Source organism: Blastococcus deserti, from assembly GCF_042682525.1.
Taxonomy (GTDB): Bacteria; Actinomycetota; Actinomycetes; order Mycobacteriales; family Geodermatophilaceae; genus Blastococcus_B; species Blastococcus_B deserti.
Genome location: NZ_JBHUHP010000004.1, coordinates 108,483 through 133,389, shown reverse-complemented (window position 1 = coordinate 133,389; position 24,907 = coordinate 108,483). Strand labels below are relative to the sequence as shown.

Genomic DNA, 24,907 nt, shown 5'->3' with positions numbered 1-24,907 from the left:
TCACTTCCTCTGAGCGGCGTAGTTCTTGACGTACAGGTTGACCAGGACGGCGAGCAGCAGCATCACGCCCAGGAACGTGCGGAACCAGTTCGGGTCCCAGCCGGCGAACACGATGCCCTGGGTGGTCATCCCGAAGATGAAGGCACCGAGCGCCGAGCCGACCGCCGAGCCGTAGCCGCCGGTGAGCAGGGCACCGCCGACGACCGCGGCGATGATGTAGATGAACTCGTTGCCGACACCCAGGCCGGACTGCACCGAGCTGAAGTTGAAGAGCAGGTGCATCCCCAGGAACCAGGCCAGGAAGGCGACCCCCATGAACAGCCCGATCTTGACCTTGCGCACGGGCACACCGACCGCGCGGGCACTCGCCTGGTTGCCGCCGGAGGCGGTGATCCAGTTGCCGGTGCGAGTCCGCAGCAGCAGCCAGGTGCCGACCGCCACGAAGAGGAACCACCACAGCACCGTGACCTTGAGCGAGATGAAGCCGAGGTCGACGTCACTGGCGAAGACCGCCTTGGCCGCGCCGAAACCGTCGATGGCGCTGGTGTTGGGGGTGGCGACCGTCCCGGTGACCAGCTTCGTGACGCCGAGGTTCAGGCCCTGGAGGATGAAGAACGTGCTCAGGGTGATGAGGAAGCTGGGGATCCCGGTCCTCATCACCAGCCAGCCGTTGATGAAGCCGATGGCCAGCGCGACGACGAGGCTGAACACGACGCCCACCCACATGTTCAGGCTGAACTGGTAGGTGATCATCGCCGCGGCCAGCGCCGCGGTGGCCACCGCGACCCCGGCCGACAGGTCGAACTCGCCGCCGATCATGAGAAGGGCGACCCCGACCGACACGATGCCGATGGTCGAGCTCGCGTACAGGACGGTGGCGAAGGCGGGCAGCGTGCGGAACGGCTCGGCGACCGCGTAGAAGAACAGGAAGATCGCGATCGCCGCCGCGAGCGCGCCGATCTCGGGCCGGCCCAGGACTCGCGACACCAGCGAGCGCTGCGAGCGGACCGGCGCGGTGGTCGCCGGGGTGGACGGTGTTGTCGCCACAGAAGAACTCATGACTGCTCCAGGGGATTGGGGGAGGGAGCCGGGGACGATCCCCGGCTCCCTCCGTGGGGACTACCTGGTGTTGTTCTGGGCGAACTCGACGATGGGGCCGACGTTGCCCCGGTCGACGATGGACGGACCGGTGAGGACCGGGCCACCGCCACCGATGTCGTTGCCGTTGGTCAGGTTCAACCACAGCGCTTGGACGGCCATGTAGCCCTGGACGTAGGGCTGCTGGTCGACCGAGAAGGCGATGTCACCGTTCTCGATGGCCTGCGCGATGTCGGCGTTGAGGTCGAAGGTGACGATCTCCGCCTGGCTGCCGGCGTCGGTCTTGGCCTGCTGGGCGGCCTGTGCCACCTGCGCACCGAGGGTGACGATGTGGGTCACCGACGGGTCCTGCTGCAGCTTGGACCCGATCGTCTGCTGCACCGAAGGCAGGTCGGTGCCCTCGACGTAGAGGATCTCGGTGTTCGGGAATCCCTCGGTCACACCGGCACAGCGGGTCTCCAGGGCGATGTGGCCCTGCTCCTGGATGACGCAGAGGGCCTTTCCGCCGGCGTCCTGCTGGATCCGCTGGCCCACGGTGCGGCCGGCGAGCTGCTCGTTGGACCCGAAGTACATCGAGATGCCGTAGTCCTGGTAGTTGTCGATCCCGGAGTTGAAGGCGACCACCGGGATCCCGGCGTCGACAGCCGCCTGCGCCGCCGGGCCGACCTGGTCCACGAAGGCCAGGGTGACGGCGACGCCGTCGACCTTGCTGTCGATCGCGTTCTGGACCAGCGTCGCCTGCTGGCCGGCGTCGGGGTCGTTGGAGTAGTTCAGGGTGACTCCGAGGTTGTCCGCAGCGGCCTCGGCACCCGCCCGGATCTTGTCCCAGAAGGCATCGCCCGGCGCCTCGTGGGTGATCATCGCGATGGTCAGATCCTGGCCGCCTTCGGGCGCGTCCTGCGCGCCGCCCCCACTGCTGCACGCGGCCAGCCCAACGGTCGCGGCTGTCACCGCCACCACAGCCTGCAGCGACCTACGGGTGCTCCTCATGCTCGTCTCCTCGTTGGGCGGACCCGCGCGGGTATCGGCGGGATCGGGCAGGTCCGGGACATCCGGCACGAGTGGTCGAGGACGCTCCGGCCTCGGCCCGATCGCCGTCGGTATGTCTGGACATAGTGACATGCGAAATGTGACATGAGTGACAAAGGACGTCAAGGTCTCCTCGTCGTCGCGCGGGCACCGCCGGGGCCGGCGGGGACGGTAGGAGCCAGCCAGGAACCGCGCTCCGACGATGCCGCCAGGGCGTCGAGCGTGACGGCCGCGACGACGGCATCGTCGAGATCCGCGCCCTCCGGCCGCCCTGACGCGATGGAGGACAGGAAGTTCCGGGCCTCCACGACCTTCAGGTCGTCGTAGCTCATCGGGATCCCTGCGCCGGGCTGGAAGGCGGCGAAGTGGCCTGCCCCGGGTCCCACGAACACGGTCGTGACCGGCTGGTCCTGGTGGCGGCCGCCCTGGCTCACGCCGAGCTCCCCCATCCGCCGGAAGTCCCAGGACACCGTCCCGGCGGTGCCGTGCACGACGAAGCCGTAGGTGTTCTGCTCACCTACGGCGACCCGGCTGGCCTCCAGGGCGACCCGCGCCCCGGAGGCCATGCGGAGCAGCGCCGAGACGTAGTCGTCGTTCTCGACGGCCCCCTTCTCCCCGCCGACGACCAGGGAGTGCCCAGCCGTGGCGCTGGTGGGGCGGGCGCGCTCGGGCAGGAAGACCGCGGTGTCGGCGACCACCGAGGCGATGTCCCCCAGGAGGAAGCGCACCAGGTCCACCGCGTGCGACGCGAGATCGCCGAGGACCCCGTTGCCGCCGCGAGCCCGCTCGTACCGCCAGGTCAACGCGCCGTCGGGGGACGCGGCGTAGTCGCTGAGGAAGTAGAACCGGGCGTGCGTGACCCGGCCGATCCCACCGGAGACCACCGTCTCGCGGGCCAGCGCGACGGCCGGCGCGTTCCGGTAGTTGAAGCCCACCGCGCTCCGCACACCGGCGGCGCGGGCGGCGTCGGCCACGGCGCGGGCGTCGTCGGCGGTCAGCCCGACCGGCTTCTCTATCCACAGGTGCCGGCCGGCCTCTGCGACGGTCACCCCGATCTCCCGGTGCAGCCAGTTCGGCGCCGTCACGCTGACTGCCTGCACGCGTGGGTCGGCGAGCACGTCCCGCCAGTCGCGCACCGCCGTGGCGAACCCGAACTGCTCGGCGGCCTCCTCCGCGCGACCCGGCACCTCGTCGGCGACCACGACCAGTTCCGGGACCAGTCGCAGGCCCGGGAAGTGGTGGCGCACCCGGGCATAGGCCTGGGCGTGCACCCTCCCCATCCAGCCGAATCCGATGACGCCGACCCCGATCGGCCGGGTGCCACCGGGTTCCGTGACGACCTCGCCCATGGCGGCCCTCCGGTCCTCGCGGACGGGGATGCTAGTGCCCGTGACGGCCTCCGGGGTGGCCGGTCGGTGCGCCTCGACGCGGGCCGTCACCGTCCGGGACGGACATGCGTCCGGCCGGCCGGCGCTGCTCCTCCGGCCGTACGACGGCGTCGGCCCGGCCCCTCGTCGCCCGCCGTGCGCAGCCGACCGTAGATCCGCGCCAGGTCCGGCAGCTGGAAGTGTGCGTTGAGGCCGCTGGGGTTCGGCACCACCCAGGTGACGGCGCCCGCGACCCGCTCGGGCTGGCGGCCCATGCCCGCTCGGGGCCGGTCGAAGGCCACGCGCCAGGCAGTGATGCCCAGGACCGCCAGCACGCGGGGCCGGTACTCCGCCACGAGCCCCGCCAGCGCGGCCGCTCCCGCCCGGAGCTCGGCCGGGGTCAGCTCGGCGGCCGCACGCGTCGGCCGGTCCACGACGTTGGTGACGCCCAGCCCGTGGCCGAGGAGGAGCCGGTCCTCCTCGGGCGCGAGCCGGCGCGGGGTCAGCCCCGCCAGGTGCAGCGCGGGCCAGAAGCGGTTCCCGGGCCGGGCGAAGTGGTGACCGCGGGCGGCGGACACCAGCGACGGGTTGATGCCGCAGAAGAGCACGTCGAGATCCGGCGCGACGACGTCCGGCAGCGGCTTGGCAGGCACGACGCCGTGGGTGCCCCACCGGATGCGGGATGAACGCAGGGGCTCCCCCGTCGGACGCCCGCCCGACGGGGGAGACTCGTGCCGTGCCGCTCCGACGCTGCCCCTGTGGCACCGGTCTGCCCCTCGACGAGTGCTGCGGCCGGCTGCACGAGGGCACGCTCGCGGCCGCGACGGCCGAGCAGCTGATGCGGTCGCGGTACAGCGCCTTCGCCCTCGGTCACATCGCCTACCTGCTGGAGACCTGGCATCCCGACACCCGTCCGCGGGCGCTGGACCTCGACCCCGCGGTGCGGTGGACGGGCCTGGAGGTGCTCGCCACGACGGGCGGCGGCCTGCTGGGCGCAGAGGGGACCGTCCAGTTCCGCGCCCACTACGTCACGGGCGGCCGGACCGGCGTCCAGCAGGAGACCAGCCGGTTCGTCCGCGAGGGCGGCCGGTGGCGGTATCTGGACGGCGTGTCGCTGCCCTGAGCGCGCCGCCCGGTCGGACGAGGGCTCAGGCGATGACCTCCTCGTGGGTGTTCACCCCCGGGATCCGCCGCACCGACCCCCAGCCGAAGCGGGCCCACACCACGAGCAGCCCGGCCCCGGCCAGCGAGCCGAGGGTGTCGCGCACCAGATCGCCGTTGGTGTCGTCGTTGCCCTCCGACAGCGCCGTGCCGAACCAGGCGTCCGACCGCCACTCGACGATCTCCCACAGCGCGCCCACCGCGATCCCGAGAGCCGCCGTCACGACGGCGATGCCCACGTAGTGCGGCAGATGGGTCTCCTCCCGCGGGTCGGGAACGACCTCGACCCGCGCCAGCGCGATGTAGATGACCGGCGCGGTGAGCATCGGCAGCGTGAAGTGGACCAGGTCGTCGAACCGCACGAACTCGTCGTAGAGCCCCAGCGTCTCGCCGAACCCCTGGAGGGCCATCGCCGCCGTCACCGACAGGTCGTAGATCCGCGGCAGGTTGACCAGCCGCGCGAGGACGGTGACGGCGCCCAGGGTGGCGAGCACCGCCGCCGGTCCCGGTCGTCCGTTCACCGCGTACACGACGGCACCGCCGAGGATGACCAGGCGCAGGACGTCGATGCCGTCCCGCACCACGGGGGTCCAGTCGCCCAGCAGGAGTGTGCGCGTGTCCACGCGCGACGCCTACCCACCCGCCACGCCCGCTGACCGCGGCGGGCCGGGAAGCGGGCCCGGGCGCGTCGGTCCCCCGCAGGAGTGACCGTCGCCGGTGTGCGCCCACCTCTCCGACCTGGCCGGACACGGACGATCGACCCCCGGATATGGCGAAGATCACGAGGTGGAGATAGCTCACACCGACCGGACTGCATGTGACCGCCCGTTTCGGCCGACGATCAGAAGGACGGCGCCTCCGGCGCACCCCTGGACGGCCTGAGAGGCAGACGTGACTGAGCACGGCGCGGTTCCCGACAGCGCGAACCCCGACGTAGTACTCGTGGGCGGCGGCATCATGAGCGCGACCCTGGCCGCGCTGATCGGTGTGGTCGCCCCGCAGTGGAGCGTCACCGTCTTCGAGTCCGGCCCCGACGTGGCCGGGGAGAGCTCCGACGCCTGGAACAACGCCGGGACCGGGCACGCCGCGCTGTGCGAGCTGAACTACACGCCGGCGGGGCCCGACGGCCGCGTCGACCCGTCGAAAGCCGTCGCGATCAACGAGCAGTTCCAGGTCTCGCGCCAGTTCTGGTCCTACCTGGTGCGCGGGGGCATGACCGGCTCCCCCAAGGAGTTCGTCACCCCGGTCCCCCACCTGAGCTTCGTCACCGGTGAGGACGGCCGCGCCTACATGCGCAACCGCTACGAGGCGTTGGCGGCCGAGCCGCTCTTCGCCGGCCTCGAGTACACCGAGAGCGCCGAGGAGCTCGCCGGCTGGCTCCCGCTCATGATGACCGGCCGTGACCCGGGCCAGACCGTCGCCGCCACCCGGTCGGTCGCCGGCACCGACGTCAACTTCGGCGCACTCACGCGACTGATGCTCGACGACGCCGCCGGGCGCGGCGTCACCGTGCACTGCAACCAGCGCGTGCAGCGCCTGGAGCGGGAGACCGACGGCCGCTGGCGCGTCACGGTGCGGGACGCCGTCACCGGCGAGCGCCGCACCGTGCGCACCCGCTTCGTCTTCGTCGGCGCCGGCGGTGGCGCCCTGCCGCTGTTGCAGAGCGCCGGCATCCCGGAGATCCGCGGCTTCGGCGGCTTCCCCGTCAGCGGGAAGTTCCTGCGCACCACGTCGCCGGAGCTGGTCGGCCGGCACCAGGCCAAGGTGTACGGCCAGGCCGCCGTGGGGGCGCCGCCGATGTCGGTGCCGCACCTGGACCTCCGGCTCATCGACGGCGACCACTCGCTGCTGTTCGGTCCCTACGCGGGCTTCTCCCCGCGCTTCCTGAAGGCCGGCTCGATGTTCGACCTGCCGCGCAGCGTCCGGCCGGACAACCTCGGGTCCATGCTCGGGGTGGCGCGGACCGAGCTCGCGCTCACCCGGTACCTGATCGGCGAGCTCCTGCAGTCCCGGTCGGCCCGGCACGCCACGCTCACCCACTTCGTGCCCGAGGCCGAGGAGCACGACTGGGACATGATCACCGCGGGGCAGCGCGTCCAGGTGATCAAGCGGGACCCGGCGACGGGCCGCGGGATGCTGCAGTTCGGCACCGAGCTCATCGTGGGCGGCGACGGCTCCGTCGCCGGCCTGCTGGGCGCCTCCCCCGGGGCGTCGACCGCGGTCTCGGCGATGCTGAGCCTCCTGGAACAGTGCTTCCCCGACCGGATCCCGGCCTGGCGCCCCGCGCTGCAGGAGGCCATCCCCTCCTACGGCCGCCGGCTCTCCGACGACCCGGCGCTGCTCGCCGAGGTGCGGGCGGACACCATGCAGGTCCTCGAGCTCAACGGCTGATCCCCTCGGCCGGTCGCCGGCCGGCTAGCGCCGGCGACCGGCCGCGGCGCGCAGGAGGTCGGCCACCTCGGAGGTCGCCGCGTACGCCCCGGCCGTGAGGAACGACTGCTGGATGACCTCGTCCAGCCGCGCGCGGGACATCATGTCGGTGCCCATGACCCGCTGCTCGCCGGGGCCGGGGGTGAAGACGACGGTCCGCACGCCCTCCTCCTCCAGCGCCCGGACCTCCCGCCGCAGCAACCGGTCGGAGTACCGGCGGGCGGCCGGGAAGAGCCCGGGACGCCAGCCGGCGGGGCCGCTCATCGGCGCGACGACGATCACGATGTCGAGCCCCTGCCCGCGCAGCACCGCCGCGTTCGTCGGCGAGTGCACCCCGCCGTCGATGTAGCTGTGCGGGCCGATCCGGACGGGCGTGAAGTAACCCGGTACGGCGCAGGACGCTCCGATCGCCCGGTGGATCGGCGCCTCCGGGGCCCCCGGCCGGCCGAACACCACGCGCCGGCCGTCGCGCCGCCGCACGGCACAGATCCACAGGGCCGGCTGCGGCCAATCCGGGCGCTCGAGCTCGCGCAGCGCGGCCAGCTGCTCGAGGATGTCGTGCCGGCCCGGCGCCATGAGGGCCATGCCCGCCGCCATCGGGCGGAACTGCAGCGGGCGGGTCAGCGCCCGGGCCAGCATGTGCCGCCCCGGCAGCCGCAGCGGCCGGCGGATCAGCTCCAGCGGCCGGAAGGGGGCGAGCTCGGGAAGGCGCGCCTCGGCCATCTGGCGGAGCACGTCGTCGTCGCCCGAGAGGGGTGCCTTCACCGTCCAGGCGGCGAGGTCCTCCGCCGACACCCCCAGCCGCAGCAGCGTGCCGGTGATCGAGCCCGCCGAGGTGCCGACGATCATGTCGGCCTTGCGGGCGTCGAGCCCGAAGTCGTGCTGGAGGACGGCGAGCACGCCGGAGTGGTAGGCCTGACCCACCACCCCGCCGCCACCGAGCACGAGGCCCACGCGCGTCACGGTCCGAGCCTGCCACGCGCCCCCGGTCCGGGACGCGGCGGCCTCACACGGGGTCCACGTCCAGCCGGCCGGTCACCCGCTCCGCCGTCCCGACGAGGACCACCGCGACGAGCAGGCCCGCGAGCACGCCCACGACCAGCACGGCGGGGAGCTCCAGGGCGGCGTCGAGGGCAGCCAGCACGGCCGCGGCCAGCGGCCACCACCACCCTCGGCGCGTCCCGCGGGACATCCCGCTGTCGGTCAGCGTCATCGAGACCAGGTAGACGGCCACCCCGCCGGCCACGAGGAGCCGGGTCCCGGCGGGGACCTCGCCCGCCCCGCTCTGCACGACCGCCAGCTCGATGCCGGCACCGACGGTCGCCAGCGCGAGGGTCAGCGGGAGCTGGCCGAAGACGTAGACGTCGTGAGAGTGGTCGCTGCGCTCTGCTCCGACCTCGTTGAGGAGCCGCTTGGCGCGGGCACCGGCGAGGTCGAAGTAGCTCCACCACAACGCGGCAGCCAGAACGAAGCACAGCAGCGCCACGGGGATCGCCGAGGGCGCCCACTCGGCGTCGTACAAGCCGTGCGCGATCCCCGCCACCGACTCGCCCAGCACCAGGATCACGAACAGGGCGAACCGCTCGGGCAGGTGCTGCACGTGCAGCGGGACGTCGGCGGAGTGCCGGGTCGCCAGGAGCGGCACGAGAGCCTCGACGAGGACGGCAGCGGCCCAGAGGCCGAAGGCGACGGGCCGCGGCACCAGCAGCGAGACCGCCCACAGCACCGCCCCGATGCCTGCGCCCGCCAGGTAGAGGCGCGCGATCGGGCGGGCCGCCACGACGTGGCGGTAGGCCCGGTGGTACTGCAGCAGCAGGGTCGCCCGCATCACCAGCTGGCACGCGACGAAGATCCCGAAGCGTTCCCCGGTCGCCTCGGTGGCCGACGCGGCCATGCCGATGACGGCCGCCATGCTGGTCAGCTTGTAGACCCGGTAGACCAGGTCGTCGTGGTCGAACCGGTTCGCATAGAGGGTCGCGCTCACCCACGACCACCACACCACGGTGAAGAGCCCGGCGAACAGCAGCTCCCCGTGCAGCGTGACGTCCTCCCGCAGTGCGATGGCCAGCTCGGCCACCACGAGGACGAACGCGAGATCGAAGAACAGCTCCAGCCGGGAGGCGGCCCGCTCGTCGTCGGTCGTCAGGGCCGGCGGCCGTACCGCGTCCCGGAGGGCGTCCAGCAGCCGTCCCGCCGCCGATCGATCCCCCACGTCGCCCACCCCGATCCGGGGGGCCGCCCGACCAGCGAGCGCCTCCCCGTCGACGGTCGGGCCACTACCCCGCGCGGGGCCGGCTACGCCTGCCGGCGGGGCCAGCGGCCGGTCTGCCGGCTCAGCGGGCTACAGACCGACCGCGACCGTCGCCGCGAGCTCGCGGCAGGCCTCCAGGTCCGCTGCCGAGGGCGGGCCGGTGAGGCTCAGCGGCGCGGCGACCTGCTTCCAGCGCAGGGCCCCGGTGATCTTCTGGATGGCCGACAGGGCTCCGGCGGTGTCGTCCCCACCGTGCACGTAGACCCCGTAGGGCAGGCCCACGGTCGCGTCGAGGCACGGGTAGTACACGGTGTCGAAGAAGTGCTTCAGGGCCCCCGACATGTAACCGATGTTGGCCGGCGTGCCGAGCAGGACGCCGTCGGCGCCGAGCAGGTCCGCGGCCCCCGCGGACAGCGCCGGGCGCACGGTGAGCTCCACCCCGTCGACCAGGGCGACACCCTCCCGGGCCGCCTCGAGCAGGGCCTGCAGGTTCGGTGAGGGGGTGTGGTGGACGATCAGCAGGCGCGGCACCCGGGCATCCTCCCGCACCTGGACCGCGCGCCGTCCGCACACCTCGTTTGTTCGCACGAACACCGGCTATGTATGGTCGCGGGGTGGACAGCACGACCCGCCATGCCGGCATCCTCACCCACCTGCGCCGGGAGGGACGCGTGGAGGTCGCCGACCTCGCGGCGGCCCTCGGCACGTCCGAGATGACGATCCGACGGGACCTCGACGTCCTGGCCCGGGCCGGAGTCCTGCGGCGGGTCCGGGGAGGAGCGGTCAGCCTCCTGTCCCGCGGCGAGGAGCTCCCCTTCGCGATGCGCGAGGTGGAGGCCTCCGACGCGAAGCAACGCATGGCCACGGCCGTGTCCGGCCTCCTCCGCGACGGCGAGGCGGTCGTCGTCGACAGCGGCACGACCGGCCTGGCGGTCGCGCGCGCCCTCGCCGGTCGCCGGCTCACGGTCATGCCGCTGTCGATCCACGCGCTGGGTCCCCTGGCCGGCAGCCCGGCCACGACCCTGCTCGTGCCCGGCGGGACGGCGCGCTTCGGGGAGGGCTCTCTCGTGGGCCCGATGACCGAGGCGAGTCTCCGGTCGCTGCGCTTCGACACCGTCGTCCTGACCTGCTGCGGCTTCTCGGCCACCGACGGGGTGACCGCCTACGACGTGCAGGACGCCGCCGTGAAGCGCGCGGCCGTGGCGTCGGCCAGCCGGGTGGTGCTGGTGGCCGAGGCCGCGAAGTTCGCCCGGACCGCGCTGGTGGTCGTCTGCCCCGTCACCGAGATCGACACCGTCGTGACCGACGTCGACGTGCCCGACGAGGCGGTCGCGCAGCTCACCGCCGCCGGCGTCGACGTGATCCGCGCCTGACCGACTCCCCTCCGACTGCTGACAGGACGCCGGGATGCCCTCCGACCTCGCCCCTCCCTCGACCGCGTTGCGCTCCGCCCGCCTCGCCGTCGCCCTGTGCTTCTTCCTGAACGCCGTCTTCTACGCCGGGCTCGTCCCGCGCCTCCCGGAGATCAAGGCCGAGCTCGGCCTGAGCAACAGCTCCCTGGGCGCGGCGCTGGCCGCGGTTCCCCTGGGGGCGCTCGTGGCCGGACTCTTCTCGGCGGCGCTGATCCGCCGCTTCACCTCCGCCCGGGTGGCCACCGGCGGGCTGGTGCTGCTGGGGGTCCTGCTCTCGGGCGTGGCGGTCGCACCCAACTGGCCCGCGCTGGCTGCGATCCTCCTGCTGGCAGGGGGGCTGGACGCGGTGATCGACGTGGCCCAGAACGCGCACGGCCTCCGGGTCCAGCGGCTCTACGGTCGCTCGATCCTCAACGGCTTCCACGGCCTCTGGAGCATCGGGGCGGTGAGCGGCGGCCTGCTCGGGTCGGCCGCCGCCGGTCTGGGGGTTCCGCTCGGCGTCCAGCTGGGCGTCACCGCGGTGGTGTTCGGCGCCCTGGCTCTGCTCGCCTTCCGCGCCATGCTCCCCGGGCACGACGACGCCGACCGCGAGGAGTCGGAGAACGGCGCCGACGGGGTGCCGGCCGAGCCCCGGAACGGGGCGCGGACCGCCGTCCTCGCGCTGGCCGCCCTGGGCGTGCTGGCCACCTGCGGGGCCTTCGTGGAGGACGCCGGCGCCTCGTGGAGCGCGCTCTACCTGCGCACCGAGCTCGCGGCCGGGGCAGCGACCGCCGGGCTGGGCTTCGTCGCCCTGCAGGGCGCCATGACCGTCGGCCGGCTCACCGGCGACCGCGTCGTGGACCGGTTCGGGCAGCGCCGGGTCGTCCAGGTCGGCGGGGCCCTGATCGCCGGCGGCATGGGCCTGGCCCTGGCCGTCCCCTCGATCGCGTCGACCCTGGTCGGTTTCGCCCTGGCCGGCCTGGGCGTCGCCACGCTGGTCCCGGCCGTCTACCACGCCGCCGACGAGCTGCCCGGGCTGCGGCGCGGCACCGGCCTGGCGGTCATCAACTGGCTGCTGCGCATCGGGTTCCTGCTGTCTCCGCCGCTGATCGGCGTCCTCGCCGACGCCACCAGCCTCCGGGTGGCGCTGCTCGCCGTGGTGGTCGCCGGGCTCGGCGCCCTCCTGCTGGGCGGCGTCCTCGGCGGGCGTGTCGCGGGCGCTCGCACCGCCGTGTGAGAGTGACGGCATGCACCTCGTGCTCGAGTACTCCCTGGCCGACGACTACCTCGACCGCCGGACGGCGCTGCGCGACGAGCACCTCGCGCTGCTGCAGACCGCTCACGAGCGCGGCGAGCTGCTGCTCGCCGGGGCGATGCCCGATCCCTACGACCGGTCGCTGCTGGTGTGGACGGCCCTCCGCGAGGTCGTCGAGGACTTCGTGGCCCGTGACCCCTACGTGACGCACGGCCTGGTCACCGGCTGGACGATCCGCCCCTGGAACGTCGTCGTCGGCGGCTGACCGGCCGGAGCGGCGGCCGGTCGGAGCGGTCGGCCGGTCAGGTCGGAGCGGCCTCCTCCGGGGCCGCGGACGCCCTGATCTCGGTCGTCACGCGCTCGATCTCCCGTCGCAGCTGCCGACGACGTACCGCCGCCGCGTGCCGGCGCCGCTCCTCGGCCGTCCGCGGTTCCCAGGGCGGGACGGGGACGGACTTCCCGTCCGGTCCGACGGCCACCATCGTGAAGTAGCAGCTGTTGGTGTGCCGGACCGTCTGCCGGACCAGGTCCTGCGTGGTCACCCGGACACCGATCTCGAGCGACGTCCGACCCGTGTGGTTGACCGACGCCTGGAAGGTGACCAGTTCGCCGACGTGGATGGGTTCGCGGAAGACGACCCGGTCGACCGACAGTGTCACGGCGTAGTTCCGCGCGTAGCGGGTCGCACAGGTGTAGGCCACCTGGTCGAGGTACTTCAGCAGGGTGCCGCCGTGGACGTTGCCCGCGAAGTTCGACATGTCGGGCGTCATCAGGATGGTCATCGACAGCCGGTGCCGATCGTCCGGGGACGTGTTCTCCGGGGACGGCGTGTCGTTCGGGCCCATGTCGCCTTCCTCCTCGATCGCTCCTGAGCGGAATTCTCAGGCCGACGGGAGCACCTTTCCCGGGTTCATCAGCCCCGGCGGATCGAGCAGTCGCTTGATCCCGCGCATCAGCTCGAGCTCGAGGCCGTCCTTGTAGTCGGCGATCACGTCGCGCTTGGACTGGCCCAGCCCGTGCTCGGCGCTGATGCTGCCGTCGAAGCTGCTGGTCGAGTCGTAGACGACGCGCGCGAGCTCACCCGCCATGGCCCGGAATGCGGCGTCGTCGCTGCCGGCGGGCTTGCTGAGGTTGTAGTGCAGGTTGCCGTCGCCGATGTGGCCGTAGGTGACGATGCGGATGCCCGGCAGGGCGGCCTGCAGCGCGCGGTCGGTCCGCTCGACGAACGCGGGGATGCTGCTCACCGGCACCGTGACGTCGTGCTTGAGGCTCGGCCCCTCGAAGTTCTGCGCCTCGGAGATGCCCTCGCGCAGGGCCCACAGGGCGGCCACCTGCGCCGAGCCGGACGCCACGACCGCGTCGGCCGCCACCTCCCGCTCGAACGCCTCGGCCAGGCCGGCCTCGAGCAGCCCGTCGAGACCGGCGTCCGGCAGCGTGTCGCTGAGCTCGACGAGCGCGTACCACGGGTGGACGTCGGCGAAGAGGTCACGGGCGCCGGCCTGGTGGCGCAGGACGAAGTCGACGCTCTGACGCGACATCACCTCGAAGCCGGTCAGCCGGTCACCGCACAGCGCCCGGACCACCCCGATCAGGTCCACGGCCGCCTGCGGCGACGGCAGCGCCACCCAGGCCGTCGCCCGGCTCCGCACGGCCGGGAACAGCTTCAGCACCGCGGCGGTGATGACGCCGAGCGTGCCCTCCGCCCCGACGAACAGCTGCTTGAGGTCGTAGCCGGTGTTGTCCTTCCGGAGCGCGCGGAGGCCGTTCCAGATCCGGCCGTCGGGCAGGACCACCTCCAGCCCGAGCGTGAGGTCCCGCATGTTCCCGTAGCGGAGCACCCCCGTCCCGCCGGCGTTCGTCGCCAGGTTGCCACCGATCGTGCAGCTGGCCTCGGAGCCCAGGGAGAGGGGGAACAGGCACCCCTCGGCGGCAGCCGCCTGCTGCACCGACCGGAGCACCACGCCCGCCTCGGCCGTGATCGTCAGGTCGACCGGGTCCACCCCGCGGATCCGCCGCATCCGGTCCAGCGAGAGCACCACCTGCCGGCCGGAGGAGTCGGGCATCGACCCGCCGCACAGCCCCGTGTTGCCGCCCTGCGGCACCACCGCGACCCCCGCCGTGCGGCAGGCACGGACGACGGCGGCCACCTCCTCCGTGCTGCCCGGTCGCACGACGGCCGCGGCGGCGCCGGACCAGGCGTTGCGCCAGTCGGTCAGGTAGCTGCCCATCCCGGCCGGATCGGTGATCAGGGCGCCCTCCCCCACGGTCTCCCGCAGCAGGGCGGGTACGTCGGCGGCGGTCATGCGGTGTCCTCCCGGTGGGTGGGGTGCGGCGGGTCCAGGCGCAGGACCCTGCGCGCGGCGGCCGTGCGCGCCAGCAGGTCGTCGCGCTCCAGGCGCGCGAGGTCGGCGGTGGGCGGGGCGATCTCCCGCAGTCGCGGCGTCCACTCCGCCATCCGGTCGGGAAAGCTCGCCGCCAGGACGTCGACCATCGCCGACGCCGCCGTCGAGGCGCCCGGGGAGGCGCCGAGGAGGGCGGCCAGCGTTCCGCCGGCGGACGTGACGATCTCGGTGCCGAAGCCGACCATCGCGCCCCGACCCCCGGCGATCTTGAGCACCTGCACGCGCTGCCCGGCGGTCACGAGTTCCCAGTCCTCCGCCCGCACCTCGGGGACGAAGCCGCCCAAGGCGGCCAGCCGTGCCCGCTGCGACTGGGCAAGCTGCCCCACCAGGTAGGCCATGAGCGAGCGGTTGTCCCGGGCCGACGCCGCCAGCACCGGCAGGTTGCCCGGACGCACGGACCGGAGCAGGTCGGTGAGCCGTCCCGCCCGGAGGAAGCGCGGGGAGAAGGCCGCGAAGGGACCGAAGAGCAGGTGCTCCTGACCCTCCACGGTCCGGTGGTCCAGGTGCGGCACGGAGATGCTCGGGGCCCCCGGCGCCGCGTGGCCGTACACCTTGGCGTGGTGGGCGGCCAGCAGCTCGGGCCGCGACGTCCGGAGGAACTGCCCGCTGATCGGGAAGGCCCCGTAGCGGCGGACCTCCGGCACCCCCGCGCGCTGCAGCAACGGCAGCGTGCCACCGCCCGCACCGACGAACACGTACGGCGCCCGCAGGCGGCTCCGCACCCCGGTGCGCCGGTCCCGGACGTCCACGTGCCACGCCCCACCCTGCCGGCTCAGCGAGGTCACCTCGTGGCCGGTCCGCACGGCGGCGCCCCGGGCCCGGAGGGCCGTGAGCATGCGGCGCGCCAGCACACCGAAGTCGACGTCGGTGCCCTGGGCCGAGCGCGTCACGGCGACCGGCTCGCCGTCCGGCCGGGCGCCGAACATCAGCGGCAGCCAGCCGGCGAGGACCTCCCTGTCCTCGCTGTACTCCAGGTCGGAGAAGAGCGGGTGGCCGCGCAGGGCCGCCCACCGCGCCCGCAGGTGGGCGACCCCCTCGGGACCCCGGCCGAAGCCCATGTGGGGCACGGCGTGGAGGAAGTCCTCCGGGTCACCGAGGACGCCGCGCTCGACGAGGTGCGCCCAGAGGACGAGAGAGGTGGCGAACTGCTCGCCGATCTCCACGGCCCGCGTTCCGTCGACGGACCCGTCGCCCCGCCGCGGTGTGTAGTTGAACTCGCACAGCCCGGCATGGCCCGTGCCGGCGTTGTTCCAGGCGTTCGAGCTCTCCAGCCCCGCCTGCTCGAGTCGTTCCACGACGGCGATCCGCCAGTCCGGCTCGAGCTCGCCGATCAGCGTGCCGAGGGTGGCGCTCATGACCCCGCCGCCGACGAGGACGGCGTCGTGGTCCTCCACCGGGATCACGGACACGGTTTCTCCTCTCAGCCGAGCAGCAGGGCGATGCCGACCAGGACCGGGACGGACAGCACGGTGCTCAGCAGGATGACGTCGCGGGCCAGCAGCGTCCCGCGGTCGTAGGTGGCGGCGTAGACGAACACGTTCTGGGCCGTGGGCAGGGCCGACGTGACCACGACCCCGAGCAGGGCGATGCCCTCCAGACCGGCCACCCAGCGCCCGAGCGCGTACGCGATGGCCGGCATGGCGAGGTTCTTCAGCACGACGGCGAGCCAGACCTGCCCCGCCAGCTCCCCCGCGGCCGGCCGTGGCGCGCCGTGCAGCGTCATGCCGTAGGCCAGCAGCGCGGCGGGCACCGCCAGGGCGGCGACGAGCTCGACCGGCTCCAGGACGGCCGCGGGGAGGTCCACTGCGCTCGCGGACAGGAGCAGGCCGAGCGCGCAGCCGATCACCACCGGCGTCCGCAGCGGCTGGGCGAGCAGCTGCCGCCACGTGGGCGCCGCCTGGTCGCCGGTGCGGGAGCCGGCCAGCACCGCCAGCCCGATCGGCGCCATGACCAGCACCTGGAACAGCAGCACCGGCGCCACGTAGGAGGCGTCGCCCAGGATGTACACCGACACCGGGATGCCCAGGTTGCCGGCATTGACGTAGGACGTGGCCAGCGCCCCGGTCGTCAGCTGCGCGGCCGGCAGCCGCCAGCGCCACCAGGCCAGGGCGGCGTAGAGCAGCGCGGTCAGCACCGCGCTCCCCGCGGTCCCGACGAGCGCGACCGACAGGACCGCCGTGGTGTCGGCCCCGCCCAGGGTGAGGAAGAGCAGCGCCGGGGTGGCCACGAAGAACGACAGACGGGACAGGATGGCGGGCGCGTCGGCGCCCAGGACGCCGGTGCGGCCGACGACCCAGCCGACCGCGATCACCGCGGCCAGGGCCGCGAAACCGCCGAGCACCCCGGTCACCTGGAGAGTTCCGCCTCCACCGCACCCGCCAGGGAGGACGCCGCCTCGGGGACCTGCGGGAGGAAGAGGCTGGGCTCGGTCAGCTCCAGCTCCAGGACGACCGGCCGCCCGGCGTCGTCGTGCACCAGGTCGATCCGCGCGTACAGCGGCGCGGCGCCCGGCACGAGCTCTCCGATGGCGGCGAACACCGCCTCGGCGACCTCCCGCTGGGCCGCCGTCGGCCGGGCCCGGGTCAGGTCCCCGCGGCTGTCGCGGTCCTGGCGAACCCCTTCCCCGCGGGCGAGCAGCGGCCCCTTGCGGACGGCGTGGGAGAACCGGCCGCCGATGAAGAGCATGGCGGTCTCGCCCTCGTCGTCCACGCTGGCGAGGTAGGGCTGCAGCATCGCGGTGCGCCCGGCCAGGACCAGCTGGGCCACGTGGGCGAGCGCCGCGGCGGGCTCCGACCACCGGGCGGTGTCCCGGGAGCCGGCCGAGACCGACGGCTTGACCACCCACTCGGCCGCGTCGGGGAGCTCCTCGCCCCGGACCGGGTCCCACACCGTCGGGACCACCGGGAGGCCCACCCGCTCGAGGTCGCGGAGGTAGGACTTGTCGGTGTTCCAGCGGAGCACCTCGGCGGTGTTGCGCAGCCGCGGCACCGACCCGGCCCAGCTCAGGAACTCGTCGAGCCGCCAGGCGTAGTCCCAGCAGGACCGCACGACGGCGAGGTCGTAGGCGTCCCAGTCGACGGTCGAGTCGTCCCAGCGGACGAGGTCGACCGCATAGCCGGCCTGCCGCAGGGCCGTGCCGGCCAACGGCAGGTCGGGGTCGACCCGGAGCCCCCGCTCGGAGCCGACCAGAGCGACCCGCTCACTCACCGGGCAGCTGCAACTTCCCGTCGATCCGCCGCGGGATGCCGCGGTAGTCGTCGCGCAGCTCCTCGGGGAGGACCTCCTGCGGCGCGCCCTGCCAGCTGACCGGTCGCAGGAAGCGGCGGATCGCGGTCGTGCCGACCGAGGTGTGCTGGGAGTTGGTGGAAGGCCACGGACCGCCGTGGTGCTGGGCCCAGCTGACCGCGACCCCGGTCGGATAGGCGTCGTAGACCAGGCGCCCGGCACGGGTGCGCAGCTCCTGCGAGACCGCCAGCGGCAGCTCGGTCTCCCCCTCGCCACGCAGGACCGTCGCCGTGAGCGAGGACGGCATCGCCTCCAGGGCGGCGAACAGCGTCTTCTCGTCGTCGTAGCGGGCCACGACCGACACCGGGCCGAAGCACTCCTCGGTCACCTCGTGGGGCATGTCCGCCGCCGAGGTCTCCAGCAGCAGCGGCGTCGCCCGGAAGCCGGATTCCTGCGGCTCGCCCCCGCGCGCGACCGTCGAGACGCCGGGCAGCTCGGCCAGGCCCCCGGAGATCCGGCTGTAGGACGTGGCGATGCCCTCGTTGAGCAGGACCGGCGCGTCGGTGGCACGCACGGCTTCCGCCATGGCGTCGAGGACGGCGTCCCCCTCGGGGCCTGCGGGGACGAACGCCAGGCCGGGCTTGGTGCAGAACTGGCCGGCTCCGAGGGTGAAGGAGCCGACGAGCTCGCGGCCCAGCTGGGCGCCGCGCTCGGCGGCGGCCTGCGGAGTGACCACGACCGGGTTGAGGCTGCTGAGCTCGCCGAAGAACGGCACCGGGTCGGGGCGGCGCTCGATGATCTCCAGGAGGGCCTTCCCGCCGTTGACCGAGCCGGTGAAGCCGACGGCCCGGATCGCGGGATGGGCCACCAGGTCGGCGCCGGCCTGCACGCCGTGCACGATGCCGAGGGTGCCGTCGGGAGCGCCGGCCTCCCGCGCCGCCGCCGACATGATCTCGAAGCACAGCTGCGAGGTCGCGGGGTGCGAGCCGTGCGCCTTGACGATCACCGGGTTGCCGGCCGCCAGTGCCGAGGCCGTGTCACCACCGGGTACGGAGAACGCCAGCGGGAAGTTGCTCGCCCCGAACACGGCCACCGGGCCGATCGGCACGAGCATGCGGCGCAGGTCCGGCCGCGGGCCCATGGGCGTGTCCCCGGGATGGTCGATCGTCGCCTCGAGGTAGCTGCCCTCCTCGATCACCTCCCCGAAGAGCCGCAACTGGTAGCAGGTGCGGGTCAGCTCTCCGTTGAGCCGCGTCCCGCCCAGAGCGGTCTCCCGGTCGGCCGTCGCGACGACGTCCTCACGCCGGGCCTCCAGCGCGTCGGCCAGCGCCCGGAGCAGGGCGGCGCGGCCGGCGCGGCCCATCCCGTCGAGCGCGGGGGCGGCAGCGAGCGCGGCCGCGCACAGGCGGTCGACCTCGGCGGAGGTGGTCTCCTGCGCGACCACCTCGACCGCCTCCCCGGTGCGCGGATCGATGCTGACGACGTCGCGGGCGGGGGGTGTGGCCATGGGGTCCTCCAGGGGTGCGGGTGGTCCGGGTCGGCAGGGTCGGGCGAGCGACTAGCGGGGCGCGTCGATGCGGACGCTGTCGACCGTCCAGGCGCGAGCCTGCTCGGTAAGAGTGACACCCAGGCCCGGGCGGTCGGACAGGTGCATCCGGCCGTCGCGCGTCTCCAGCCGCTCGTTGAACAGCGGGTGCAACCAGTCGAAGTGTTCCACCCACGGCTCGTGCGGATACGCCGCGGCCAGGTGGACGTGGATCTCCATGGCGAAGTGCGGGGCCAGCTGCAGGTTGGCGTGGTCGGCCAGTGCCGCCAGCTTGAGGAACTGGGTGATGCCGCCGATCCGCGGGGCGTCAGGCTGGATGATGTCGACCGAGCGCTGCCGGATCAGTTCGTAGTGCTCGGCCACGCTGGTGAGCATCTCGCCGGTGGCCACGGCGGTGTCCAGGGAGCGGGCCAGCTCGGCGTGGCCCTCGGCGTCGTAGGCGTCCAGCGGCTCCTCGATCCAGACCAGGTCGAACTCCTCCAGCCGGCGGCTGACCCGCATGGCGGTGGGGCGGTCCCACTGCTGGTTGGCGTCCACCATGAACGGCACGCCGTCGCCGAGGTGCTCGCGCACGGCACGCACCCGGCGGAGGTCCTCGGCGGAGTCCGGGAGGCCCACCTTGATCTTGATCCCGCCGACGCCGCTCTCCAGCGTCCGGGTCGCGTTCTCCTTGACCTGCTCGATCGACTCGTGCAGGAACCCGCCCGAGGTGTTGTAGCAGCGCACCGAGTCCCGGTGGGCGCCCAGCAGCTTGGCCAGCGGCAGGCCGGCCCGCTTGGCCTTGAGGTCCCAGAGCGCGACGTCGATGGCGGCGATCGCCTGCGTCGAGGCGCCGCTGCGGCCCACGGACGCCCCGGCCCAGACGAGCTTGGTCCACAGCCGGGCGATGTCGTTCGGGTCCTCGCCGATCACGTCGGCGGCGATCTCCCGGGCGTGCGCGAACTGCGCGGGCCCGCCTGCCCGCTTCGAGTAGCCGAACCCGAGGCCCTCGAACCCGGCCTCCGTGCGGATCTCGGCGAAGAGGAAGGCGACCTCGCTCATGGGCCGCTGGCGGCCGGTGAAGACCTTGGCGTCGCTGATGGGGTTGGGCAGGGGCAGCGTCACCGAGGAGAGCGTCACCGACTCGATCCGGTCGAGCACCGCCGGTGCCGCCGTGAGCGGGGCCGCAGTCGTCGTCATGGTTCCTCCAGGAGGGGTCGGGTCAGCGGACGGGCTCATCGGACGGGGCTCAGCGGACGAGGCAGGGGCGCTTGGGGTCGAACTGCCAGCCGGGCACGAGGTACTGCATCGCGACGGCGTCGTCGCGGGCGCCCAGGCCGTGCTCGAGGTAGAGCTGGTGGGCCGCGTCGAGGGCGTCCCGGTCGAGCTCGACGCCGAGGCCGGGCGCGGTGGGCACCGCGATCGCGCCGTCCTTGATCTGCAGCGGGGACCGGGTGAGCGGCTGCCCGTCCTGCCAGATCCAGTGCGTGTCCAGGGCGGTGATGGCACCCGGTGCGGCGGCGCCGACCTGGGTGAACATCGCCAGGGAGATGTCGAAGTGGTTGTTCGAGTGCGATCCCCACGTCAAGCCGAAGTCGTGGCACAGCTGCGCGACGCGGACCGAGCCGCGCATCGTCCAGAAGTGCGGATCGGCCAGCGGGATGTCGACGGCGTTCGAGCGGACCGCGTGCGCCATCTGCCGCCAGTCGGTGGCGATCATGTTGGTCGCCGTCGGCAGGCCGGTGGCGCGGCGGAACTCGGCCATGGTCTCGCGACCGGAGTAGCCCCCTTCCGGGCCGACCGGGTCCTCGGCGTAGGCGAGCACATGGCCCAGTCCCCGGCACAGCTCGATCGCGTCGGCCAGCAGCCAGCCACCGTTGGGGTCGAGCGTGATCCGCGCGTCGGGGAACCGCTCGGCCAGGGCCGTCACGGCCGCGACCTCCTGCTCCCCGGGCAGGACGCCGCCCTTGAGCTTGAAGTCGCTGAACCCGTAGCGGGCCTGGGCGGCCTCGGCCAGGGACACCACGGCCTCGGGCGTGAGGGCGGGCTCGCGGCGCAGCCGTTCCCAGTCGTCGGCCGGGTGGGCCTCGGCGAGGTAGGGCAGGTCGGTTGCGGTCCGGTCCCCGACGTAGAACAGGTAGCCCAGCATCGGGACGGTGTCGCGCTGCTGGCCCTCGCCGAGCAGCTCCGCGACGGGGACGCCGAGGTGCTGGCCGAGCAGGTCGAGCAGCGCGGACTCCAGCGCGGTGACGGCGTGGATCGTCGTCCGCAGGTCGAAGGTCTGCAGGCCGCGGCCGCCGGCGTCCCGGTCGGCGAAGGTCGCCGAGACCGAGCGCAGCAGCCGGCCGTAGTGCGCCACCGGCTGTCCCGCGAGCAGCGCGCCGGCGTCCTCGATGGTGCGGCGGATGGCCTCGCCCCCCGGCACCTCCCCCAACCCGACGCGCCCCTCGGAGTCGGTGACGATCGCGACGTTGCGGGTGAAGAAGGGCCCGTGCGCGCCGCTGAGGTTCAGCAGCATGCTGTCGTGCCCCGCGACGGGCACGACCTCGACGGTTGCGACGGTGGGCGTCCGGCCGGTCATGCGGTCCTCCAGGTGGGTCCGGGCGTTCCGGGATCTGTCGTCCGGCGGGTCAGGAGACCTTGTCCACCAGAGTGGTGAGCTCGGCGAGCTCGGCCTCGGTCAGGTCGGTCAGCGGCGGGCGCACGCGGCCGCCGTCGCGACCGACGGCGGTCAGCCCGGCCTTGACGATCGAGACCGCGTACCCCTTGGCGCGGTCGCGGATGTCGAGGTAGGGGATCACGAAATCGTTGAGCATCTGGTAGACCGCCGCCCGGTCCTGGGCCCGGACCGCCGCGTAGAACCGGAGGGCGAACTCGGGCAGGAAGTTGTACAGCGCCGAGGAGTAGGTGCTCACCCCCAGCTGCAGCAGCGGCAGGGCGAACGTCTCGGCCGTCGGCAGGCCACCCACGTAGATCAGCCGGTCCCCCACCTTGGCGTAGGTCCGGGTCATCTGCTCGATGTCGCCGACGCCGTCCTTGAGCCCGATCAGGTTCGGGTTGCGGTCGGCCACCTCGGCCACCGTGGTGTCGCGCAGCACGGCGTTGGCACGGCTGTAGACGATGACGCCCAGGTCGGTGGACCGGCAGACGGCGCTGATGTGCTCGACGAGGCCCGCCTGGCTGGCCTCGGTCAGGTACGGCGGGAAGAGCAGGAGCCCGGAGGCGCCGGCCTCCTGGGCCGCCTGCGCCTGGGCGACGGCCTGCGCCGTGCTGCCGGTCGCGGGAGCGAGCACCGGAACCCGGTTGCCGGCCTCCTCGACCGCCATGCGGACCACCCGGTCGATTTCCTGCGAGGTCAGGGAGAAGCCCTCGCCCGTGCCGCCGGCGGCGAAGAGCCCGGCCACGTCGAAGCTCGACTGCCAGGCCAGGTGCTCGCGGTAGCGCGCCTCGTCGACCCGCAGGTCGGCATCGAAGTGGGTGACCGGGAAGGAGAGCAGGCCGTTCTTCAGGCGGTCGGCGAGGGCGTCAGGAGGGAGGATCGTCACGGGGGTTCCTTCGGGGCGACAGGTCCGAGCGGGGTCCGAGCGCGTCGGCGGCGGGCCGGGGCGCAAGCGGCGGTCGGCGTCACCGTAGAAACATGCGACGATGCCTGTCCAAGAGTTGTTGCGCATCGCGTGATGCACTTCGGGCATCGCGCCGATCAGAAGGCGATGGCGCTCCGGGCCAGCAGCTCCAGGACCCGTCGGAGCGCCGGGTTCCGCGACTCGCGGACCCAGAGCAGGTGCAGCTCCACCGGGTCGGGGACGGGCGTCTCCAGGCGGACGAAGTGCACGCCCTCGATGGCGAGGCGGGCCGCGGAGGCGGGGACGAAGGCGATGCCCCGTCCTGCGGCGACCAGCCACAGCATCGTGAGGACCTGGCTCACGGTGTGCACGGCGTTGCCCGAGGCGGCGGGAACCATGCTCACCACCAGGTCGTAGAAGTAGCGCGCCCGTGTCGGCGAGTGCATCACCACCGGCTCGGTCGCCAGGTCGCGCGCGACCGCGTCCCTCCCCAGGTCCAGCAGCCGGTGCCCGGTGGGCACCGCGACCAGCAGCGCCTCACGCAGCAGCAGGCGCGAGCCGAACGTCTCGGCGTCGAAGGGGGGCCGGGCCAGGCCGAGGTCGATCTCCTCGTTGAGCAGCCCCGCGATCTGCTCCCGGGTGACCATCTCCTGCAGGTCGAGGTCGATGTCCGGCAGCCCACGGCCCACCTCGTCGATGAGCCGGCCCAGCGTGCCGTAGGTCGAGGCGGCCGTGAACCCGATCCGCACGACGCCGCGCGACCCGGAGGACACCCGGCGGGCGAGCTCGGGCGCGGTGTCGGCGAGTGACAGGAGCCGCCGGGCCTCTTCCAGGAAGACCTGACCGGCCGCGGTGAGGGCCACCCGGCGGTTGTCCCGCTCCAGGAGCTGCGCTCCGACGACGCGCTCGAGCTTCTGGATCTGGCGGCTCAGCGGCGGCTGCGTCATCTTGAGCCGGGCGGCGGCGCGGCCGAAGTGCAGCTCGTCGGCGACGGCCACGAAACCGCGGAGTTGCTCCAAGGTGAACGCCATGCCGTCAAGGTATCAATCAATGCCTCATTGGAGTTGGACCCGCATGACGTCGGCTCCCTACGCTCCGCTGCGTCCGGGCTTCGTGACCCCACTCACAAGGTCCACCCAGCTGAAGAGCTGCTCGAAGAGGAGAACGACATGACCACCAACCACCGTGCGCGCCGCTGGGCGACGACCGGTGCCGGACTCGCTCTGGCCCTCTCGCTCGCCGCCTGCGGCGGCAACGTCGGCGGCGGGTCGGAGGCCGACAGCGAGGAGTTCCCGGGCGGCGACCCGATCACCATCCTCGTGGGCCAGGACCCGGGCGGCAGCACCGACCTGATCGCCCGCGCGCTCGCCGACGAGGTGTCCGACGACCTCGGCGTGCCGGTGACCGTGGAGAACAAGCCCGGCGCGAACGGCGCCCTGGCCGCCCAGGAGCTGGCGGGCGAGGAGCCCGACGGCCACACGCTGATGGTCTACAACGGCAGCCTGGCCTACATCACCCCGCTCGCCGTCGGCGAGGGCGAGGCCCCCGACATCGCCGACTACGAGATCGTCACCGGCATCTCGCGCGACGACTACGTGCTCGTCACCGCACCCTCGTCGGGCTTCGAGACCGTCGAGGACCTCGCCAACGCCGGGCGCCCGATCACCTTCGGCACCACGGGCGTGGGCACGGGCAGCCAGCTGTCGCAGGAGCTGCTCTTCAACCAGGCCGGCATCGAGGCCACGGCGGTCCCCTTCGACGGCGGGTCGCCTACCCTCACCGCGGTGCTCGGTGGTCAGGTGGACGTCGGCTCGATCCAGCTCGGTGAGGCGATCGAGCAGATCGAGGCCGGCGAGCTCACTCCGATCGTCACCTTCGCCGAGGAGCGGGTGAGCTACCTGCCGGACACCCCGACCGCCGTCGAGGAGGGCTACGACGTGCCCGTGCAGCAGGCCCGCGCGATCTTCGCGCCGAAGGGCACGCCGGACGACGTCCTCGACACCCTGCGCGAGTCGTTCCAGACGGCGTTCGAGTCGGAGGCCTACCAGCAGTTCAACGAGGAGAACCAGCTCACCCCGCACGAAGTCGACGGCGAGGAGCTCCGCGAGGAGTGGACGAGCAACCTCGACAAGTACCGGGCCGTCGTCGAGGAGTACGACATCCAGCTCGGCGAGGACTCATGACACCTGCGCACGACGGGGCGCACACCC

Annotated in this window: 24 protein-coding genes; 6 read left to right on the top strand and 18 right to left on the bottom strand. The window is 73.2% G+C overall.

The genetic code is table 11. The annotated features are described in order from the left end of the window. From ACFSHS_RS05530 to mug, 4 genes are all read right to left on the bottom strand, one after another. On the bottom strand, positions 1 to 1,059 hold the full coding sequence (locus ACFSHS_RS05530; protein WP_376872817.1) for an ABC transporter permease: 1,059 nt from the start codon (positions 1,057 to 1,059) through the stop codon (positions 1 to 3). A gap of 60 nt (positions 1,060 to 1,119) precedes the next feature. Further along, the gene (locus tag ACFSHS_RS05525; protein ID WP_376872815.1) at positions 1,120 to 2,088 is read right to left on the bottom strand and encodes a substrate-binding domain-containing protein; all 969 of its coding nucleotides are present in this window, start codon (positions 2,086 to 2,088) and stop codon (positions 1,120 to 1,122) included. A 161-nt stretch (positions 2,089 to 2,249) separates the two neighbouring features. After that, positions 2,250 to 3,476, bottom strand: coding sequence for a Gfo/Idh/MocA family protein (locus tag ACFSHS_RS05520; RefSeq protein ID WP_376872812.1), 1,227 nt, complete (start codon positions 3,474 to 3,476; stop codon positions 2,250 to 2,252). A gap of 86 nt (positions 3,477 to 3,562) precedes the next feature. Next, positions 3,563 to 4,147 carry a G/U mismatch-specific DNA glycosylase gene (gene mug, locus ACFSHS_RS05515; protein ID WP_376872809.1) on the bottom strand — a complete coding sequence of 195 codons (585 nt, stop codon included), beginning with the start codon at positions 4,145 to 4,147 and terminating at the stop codon, positions 3,563 to 3,565. Between the two features lie 83 nt (positions 4,148 to 4,230). Between mug and ACFSHS_RS05510 the strand changes: the two genes are divergently transcribed. Further along, entirely contained in the window at positions 4,231 to 4,617 is a 387-nt protein-coding gene (locus tag ACFSHS_RS05510) for a YchJ family protein (RefSeq protein WP_376872807.1), read from the top strand. A 25-nt stretch (positions 4,618 to 4,642) separates the two neighbouring features. On the opposite strand, the gene ACFSHS_RS05505 is transcribed toward ACFSHS_RS05510, so the two are convergent. Continuing rightward, positions 4,643 to 5,278: a DUF2238 domain-containing protein gene (locus tag ACFSHS_RS05505; protein WP_376872804.1), complete on the bottom strand. Its 636-nt coding sequence runs from the start codon at positions 5,276 to 5,278 to the stop codon at positions 4,643 to 4,645. Positions 5,279 to 5,546: 268 nt separating this feature from the next. Between ACFSHS_RS05505 and mqo (ACFSHS_RS05500) the strand changes: the two genes are divergently transcribed. Then, a complete protein-coding gene (gene mqo / locus ACFSHS_RS05500) occupies positions 5,547 to 7,046 on the top strand; it encodes a malate dehydrogenase (quinone) (RefSeq protein WP_376872801.1) in 1,500 nt (499 codons plus the stop codon). 24 nt (positions 7,047 to 7,070) lie between these two features. On the opposite strand, the gene ACFSHS_RS05495 is transcribed toward mqo (ACFSHS_RS05500), so the two are convergent. The 3 genes from ACFSHS_RS05495 to ACFSHS_RS05485 all read right to left on the bottom strand — a co-directional run bounded on the left by ACFSHS_RS05495 (position 7,071) and on the right by ACFSHS_RS05485 (position 9,867). Further along, positions 7,071 to 8,048: a patatin-like phospholipase family protein gene (locus tag ACFSHS_RS05495; protein WP_376872798.1), complete on the bottom strand. Its 978-nt coding sequence runs from the start codon at positions 8,046 to 8,048 to the stop codon at positions 7,071 to 7,073. A 43-nt stretch (positions 8,049 to 8,091) separates the two neighbouring features. After that, positions 8,092 to 9,297, bottom strand: a complete 1,206-nt coding sequence (locus ACFSHS_RS05490) for a low temperature requirement protein A (RefSeq protein ID WP_376872795.1) — start codon at positions 9,295 to 9,297, stop codon at positions 8,092 to 8,094. Between the two features lie 129 nt (positions 9,298 to 9,426). After that, positions 9,427 to 9,867 carry a flavodoxin family protein gene (locus tag ACFSHS_RS05485; protein WP_376872793.1) on the bottom strand — a complete coding sequence of 147 codons (441 nt, stop codon included), beginning with the start codon at positions 9,865 to 9,867 and terminating at the stop codon, positions 9,427 to 9,429. A gap of 83 nt (positions 9,868 to 9,950) precedes the next feature. Here ACFSHS_RS05485 and ACFSHS_RS05480 point away from each other — a divergent pair, with 83 nt between their 5' ends. Genes ACFSHS_RS05480 through ACFSHS_RS05470 form a run of 3 tightly spaced genes read left to right on the top strand, consistent with a single transcriptional unit; the run spans position 9,951 to position 12,247 of the window. Further along, positions 9,951 to 10,709, top strand: a complete 759-nt coding sequence (locus ACFSHS_RS05480; protein WP_376872790.1) for a DeoR/GlpR family DNA-binding transcription regulator — start codon at positions 9,951 to 9,953, stop codon at positions 10,707 to 10,709. Between the two features lie 34 nt (positions 10,710 to 10,743). Further along, on the top strand, positions 10,744 to 11,964 hold the full coding sequence (locus ACFSHS_RS05475; protein WP_376872788.1) for an MFS transporter: 1,221 nt from the start codon (positions 10,744 to 10,746) through the stop codon (positions 11,962 to 11,964). A 10-nt stretch (positions 11,965 to 11,974) separates the two neighbouring features. Beyond that, the gene (locus ACFSHS_RS05470) at positions 11,975 to 12,247 is read left to right on the top strand and encodes a YciI-like protein (protein WP_376872785.1); all 273 of its coding nucleotides are present in this window, start codon (positions 11,975 to 11,977) and stop codon (positions 12,245 to 12,247) included. 37 nt (positions 12,248 to 12,284) lie between these two features. Here the strand turns inward: ACFSHS_RS05470 and ACFSHS_RS05465 are convergent, their stop codons facing one another. The 10 genes from ACFSHS_RS05465 to ACFSHS_RS05420 form a co-directional block, all read right to left on the bottom strand. Beyond that, complete coding sequence (locus ACFSHS_RS05465; protein ID WP_376872783.1) at positions 12,285 to 12,827, bottom strand: acyl-CoA thioesterase; 543 nt, start codon at positions 12,825 to 12,827, stop codon at positions 12,285 to 12,287. A gap of 36 nt (positions 12,828 to 12,863) precedes the next feature. Then, positions 12,864 to 14,285: an FAD-binding oxidoreductase gene (locus tag ACFSHS_RS05460; RefSeq protein WP_376872781.1), complete on the bottom strand. Its 1,422-nt coding sequence runs from the start codon at positions 14,283 to 14,285 to the stop codon at positions 12,864 to 12,866. After that, complete coding sequence (gene mqo / locus ACFSHS_RS05455) at positions 14,282 to 15,793, bottom strand: malate dehydrogenase (quinone) (RefSeq protein ID WP_376872779.1); 1,512 nt, start codon at positions 15,791 to 15,793, stop codon at positions 14,282 to 14,284. The genes ACFSHS_RS05460 and mqo (ACFSHS_RS05455) overlap by 4 nt, the downstream gene beginning before the upstream one ends. 11 nt (positions 15,794 to 15,804) lie before the next feature. Beyond that, positions 15,805 to 16,734: an AEC family transporter gene (locus ACFSHS_RS05450; protein ID WP_376872776.1), complete on the bottom strand. Its 930-nt coding sequence runs from the start codon at positions 16,732 to 16,734 to the stop codon at positions 15,805 to 15,807. Beyond that, positions 16,731 to 17,591 carry an ATP-grasp domain-containing protein gene (locus tag ACFSHS_RS05445; RefSeq protein WP_376872773.1) on the bottom strand — a complete coding sequence of 287 codons (861 nt, stop codon included), beginning with the start codon at positions 17,589 to 17,591 and terminating at the stop codon, positions 16,731 to 16,733. The genes ACFSHS_RS05450 and ACFSHS_RS05445 overlap by 4 nt, the downstream gene beginning before the upstream one ends. After that, positions 17,584 to 19,116, bottom strand: a complete 1,533-nt coding sequence (locus ACFSHS_RS05440) for an aldehyde dehydrogenase (NADP(+)) (protein WP_376872771.1) — start codon at positions 19,114 to 19,116, stop codon at positions 17,584 to 17,586. Before ACFSHS_RS05440 ends, ACFSHS_RS05445 begins: the two co-directional genes overlap by 8 nt. A 51-nt stretch (positions 19,117 to 19,167) precedes the next feature. Continuing rightward, positions 19,168 to 20,334, bottom strand: a complete 1,167-nt coding sequence (locus ACFSHS_RS05435; RefSeq protein WP_376872769.1) for an L-talarate/galactarate dehydratase — start codon at positions 20,332 to 20,334, stop codon at positions 19,168 to 19,170. 49 nt (positions 20,335 to 20,383) lie between these two features. Continuing rightward, on the bottom strand, positions 20,384 to 21,715 hold the full coding sequence (locus ACFSHS_RS05430) for an enolase C-terminal domain-like protein (protein WP_376872767.1): 1,332 nt from the start codon (positions 21,713 to 21,715) through the stop codon (positions 20,384 to 20,386). A gap of 49 nt (positions 21,716 to 21,764) precedes the next feature. Next, positions 21,765 to 22,679, bottom strand: a complete 915-nt coding sequence (kdgD, locus tag ACFSHS_RS05425; RefSeq protein ID WP_376872765.1) for a 5-dehydro-4-deoxyglucarate dehydratase — start codon at positions 22,677 to 22,679, stop codon at positions 21,765 to 21,767. 155 nt (positions 22,680 to 22,834) lie between these two features. After that, entirely contained in the window at positions 22,835 to 23,728 is an 894-nt protein-coding gene (locus tag ACFSHS_RS05420; RefSeq protein WP_376872762.1) for a LysR substrate-binding domain-containing protein, read from the bottom strand. 138 nt (positions 23,729 to 23,866) lie between these two features. Between ACFSHS_RS05420 and ACFSHS_RS05415 the strand changes: the two genes are divergently transcribed. Continuing rightward, positions 23,867 to 24,880, top strand: coding sequence for a tripartite tricarboxylate transporter substrate binding protein (locus ACFSHS_RS05415; RefSeq protein WP_376872760.1), 1,014 nt, complete (start codon positions 23,867 to 23,869; stop codon positions 24,878 to 24,880). Positions 24,881 to 24,907: the final 27 nt, after the last annotated feature.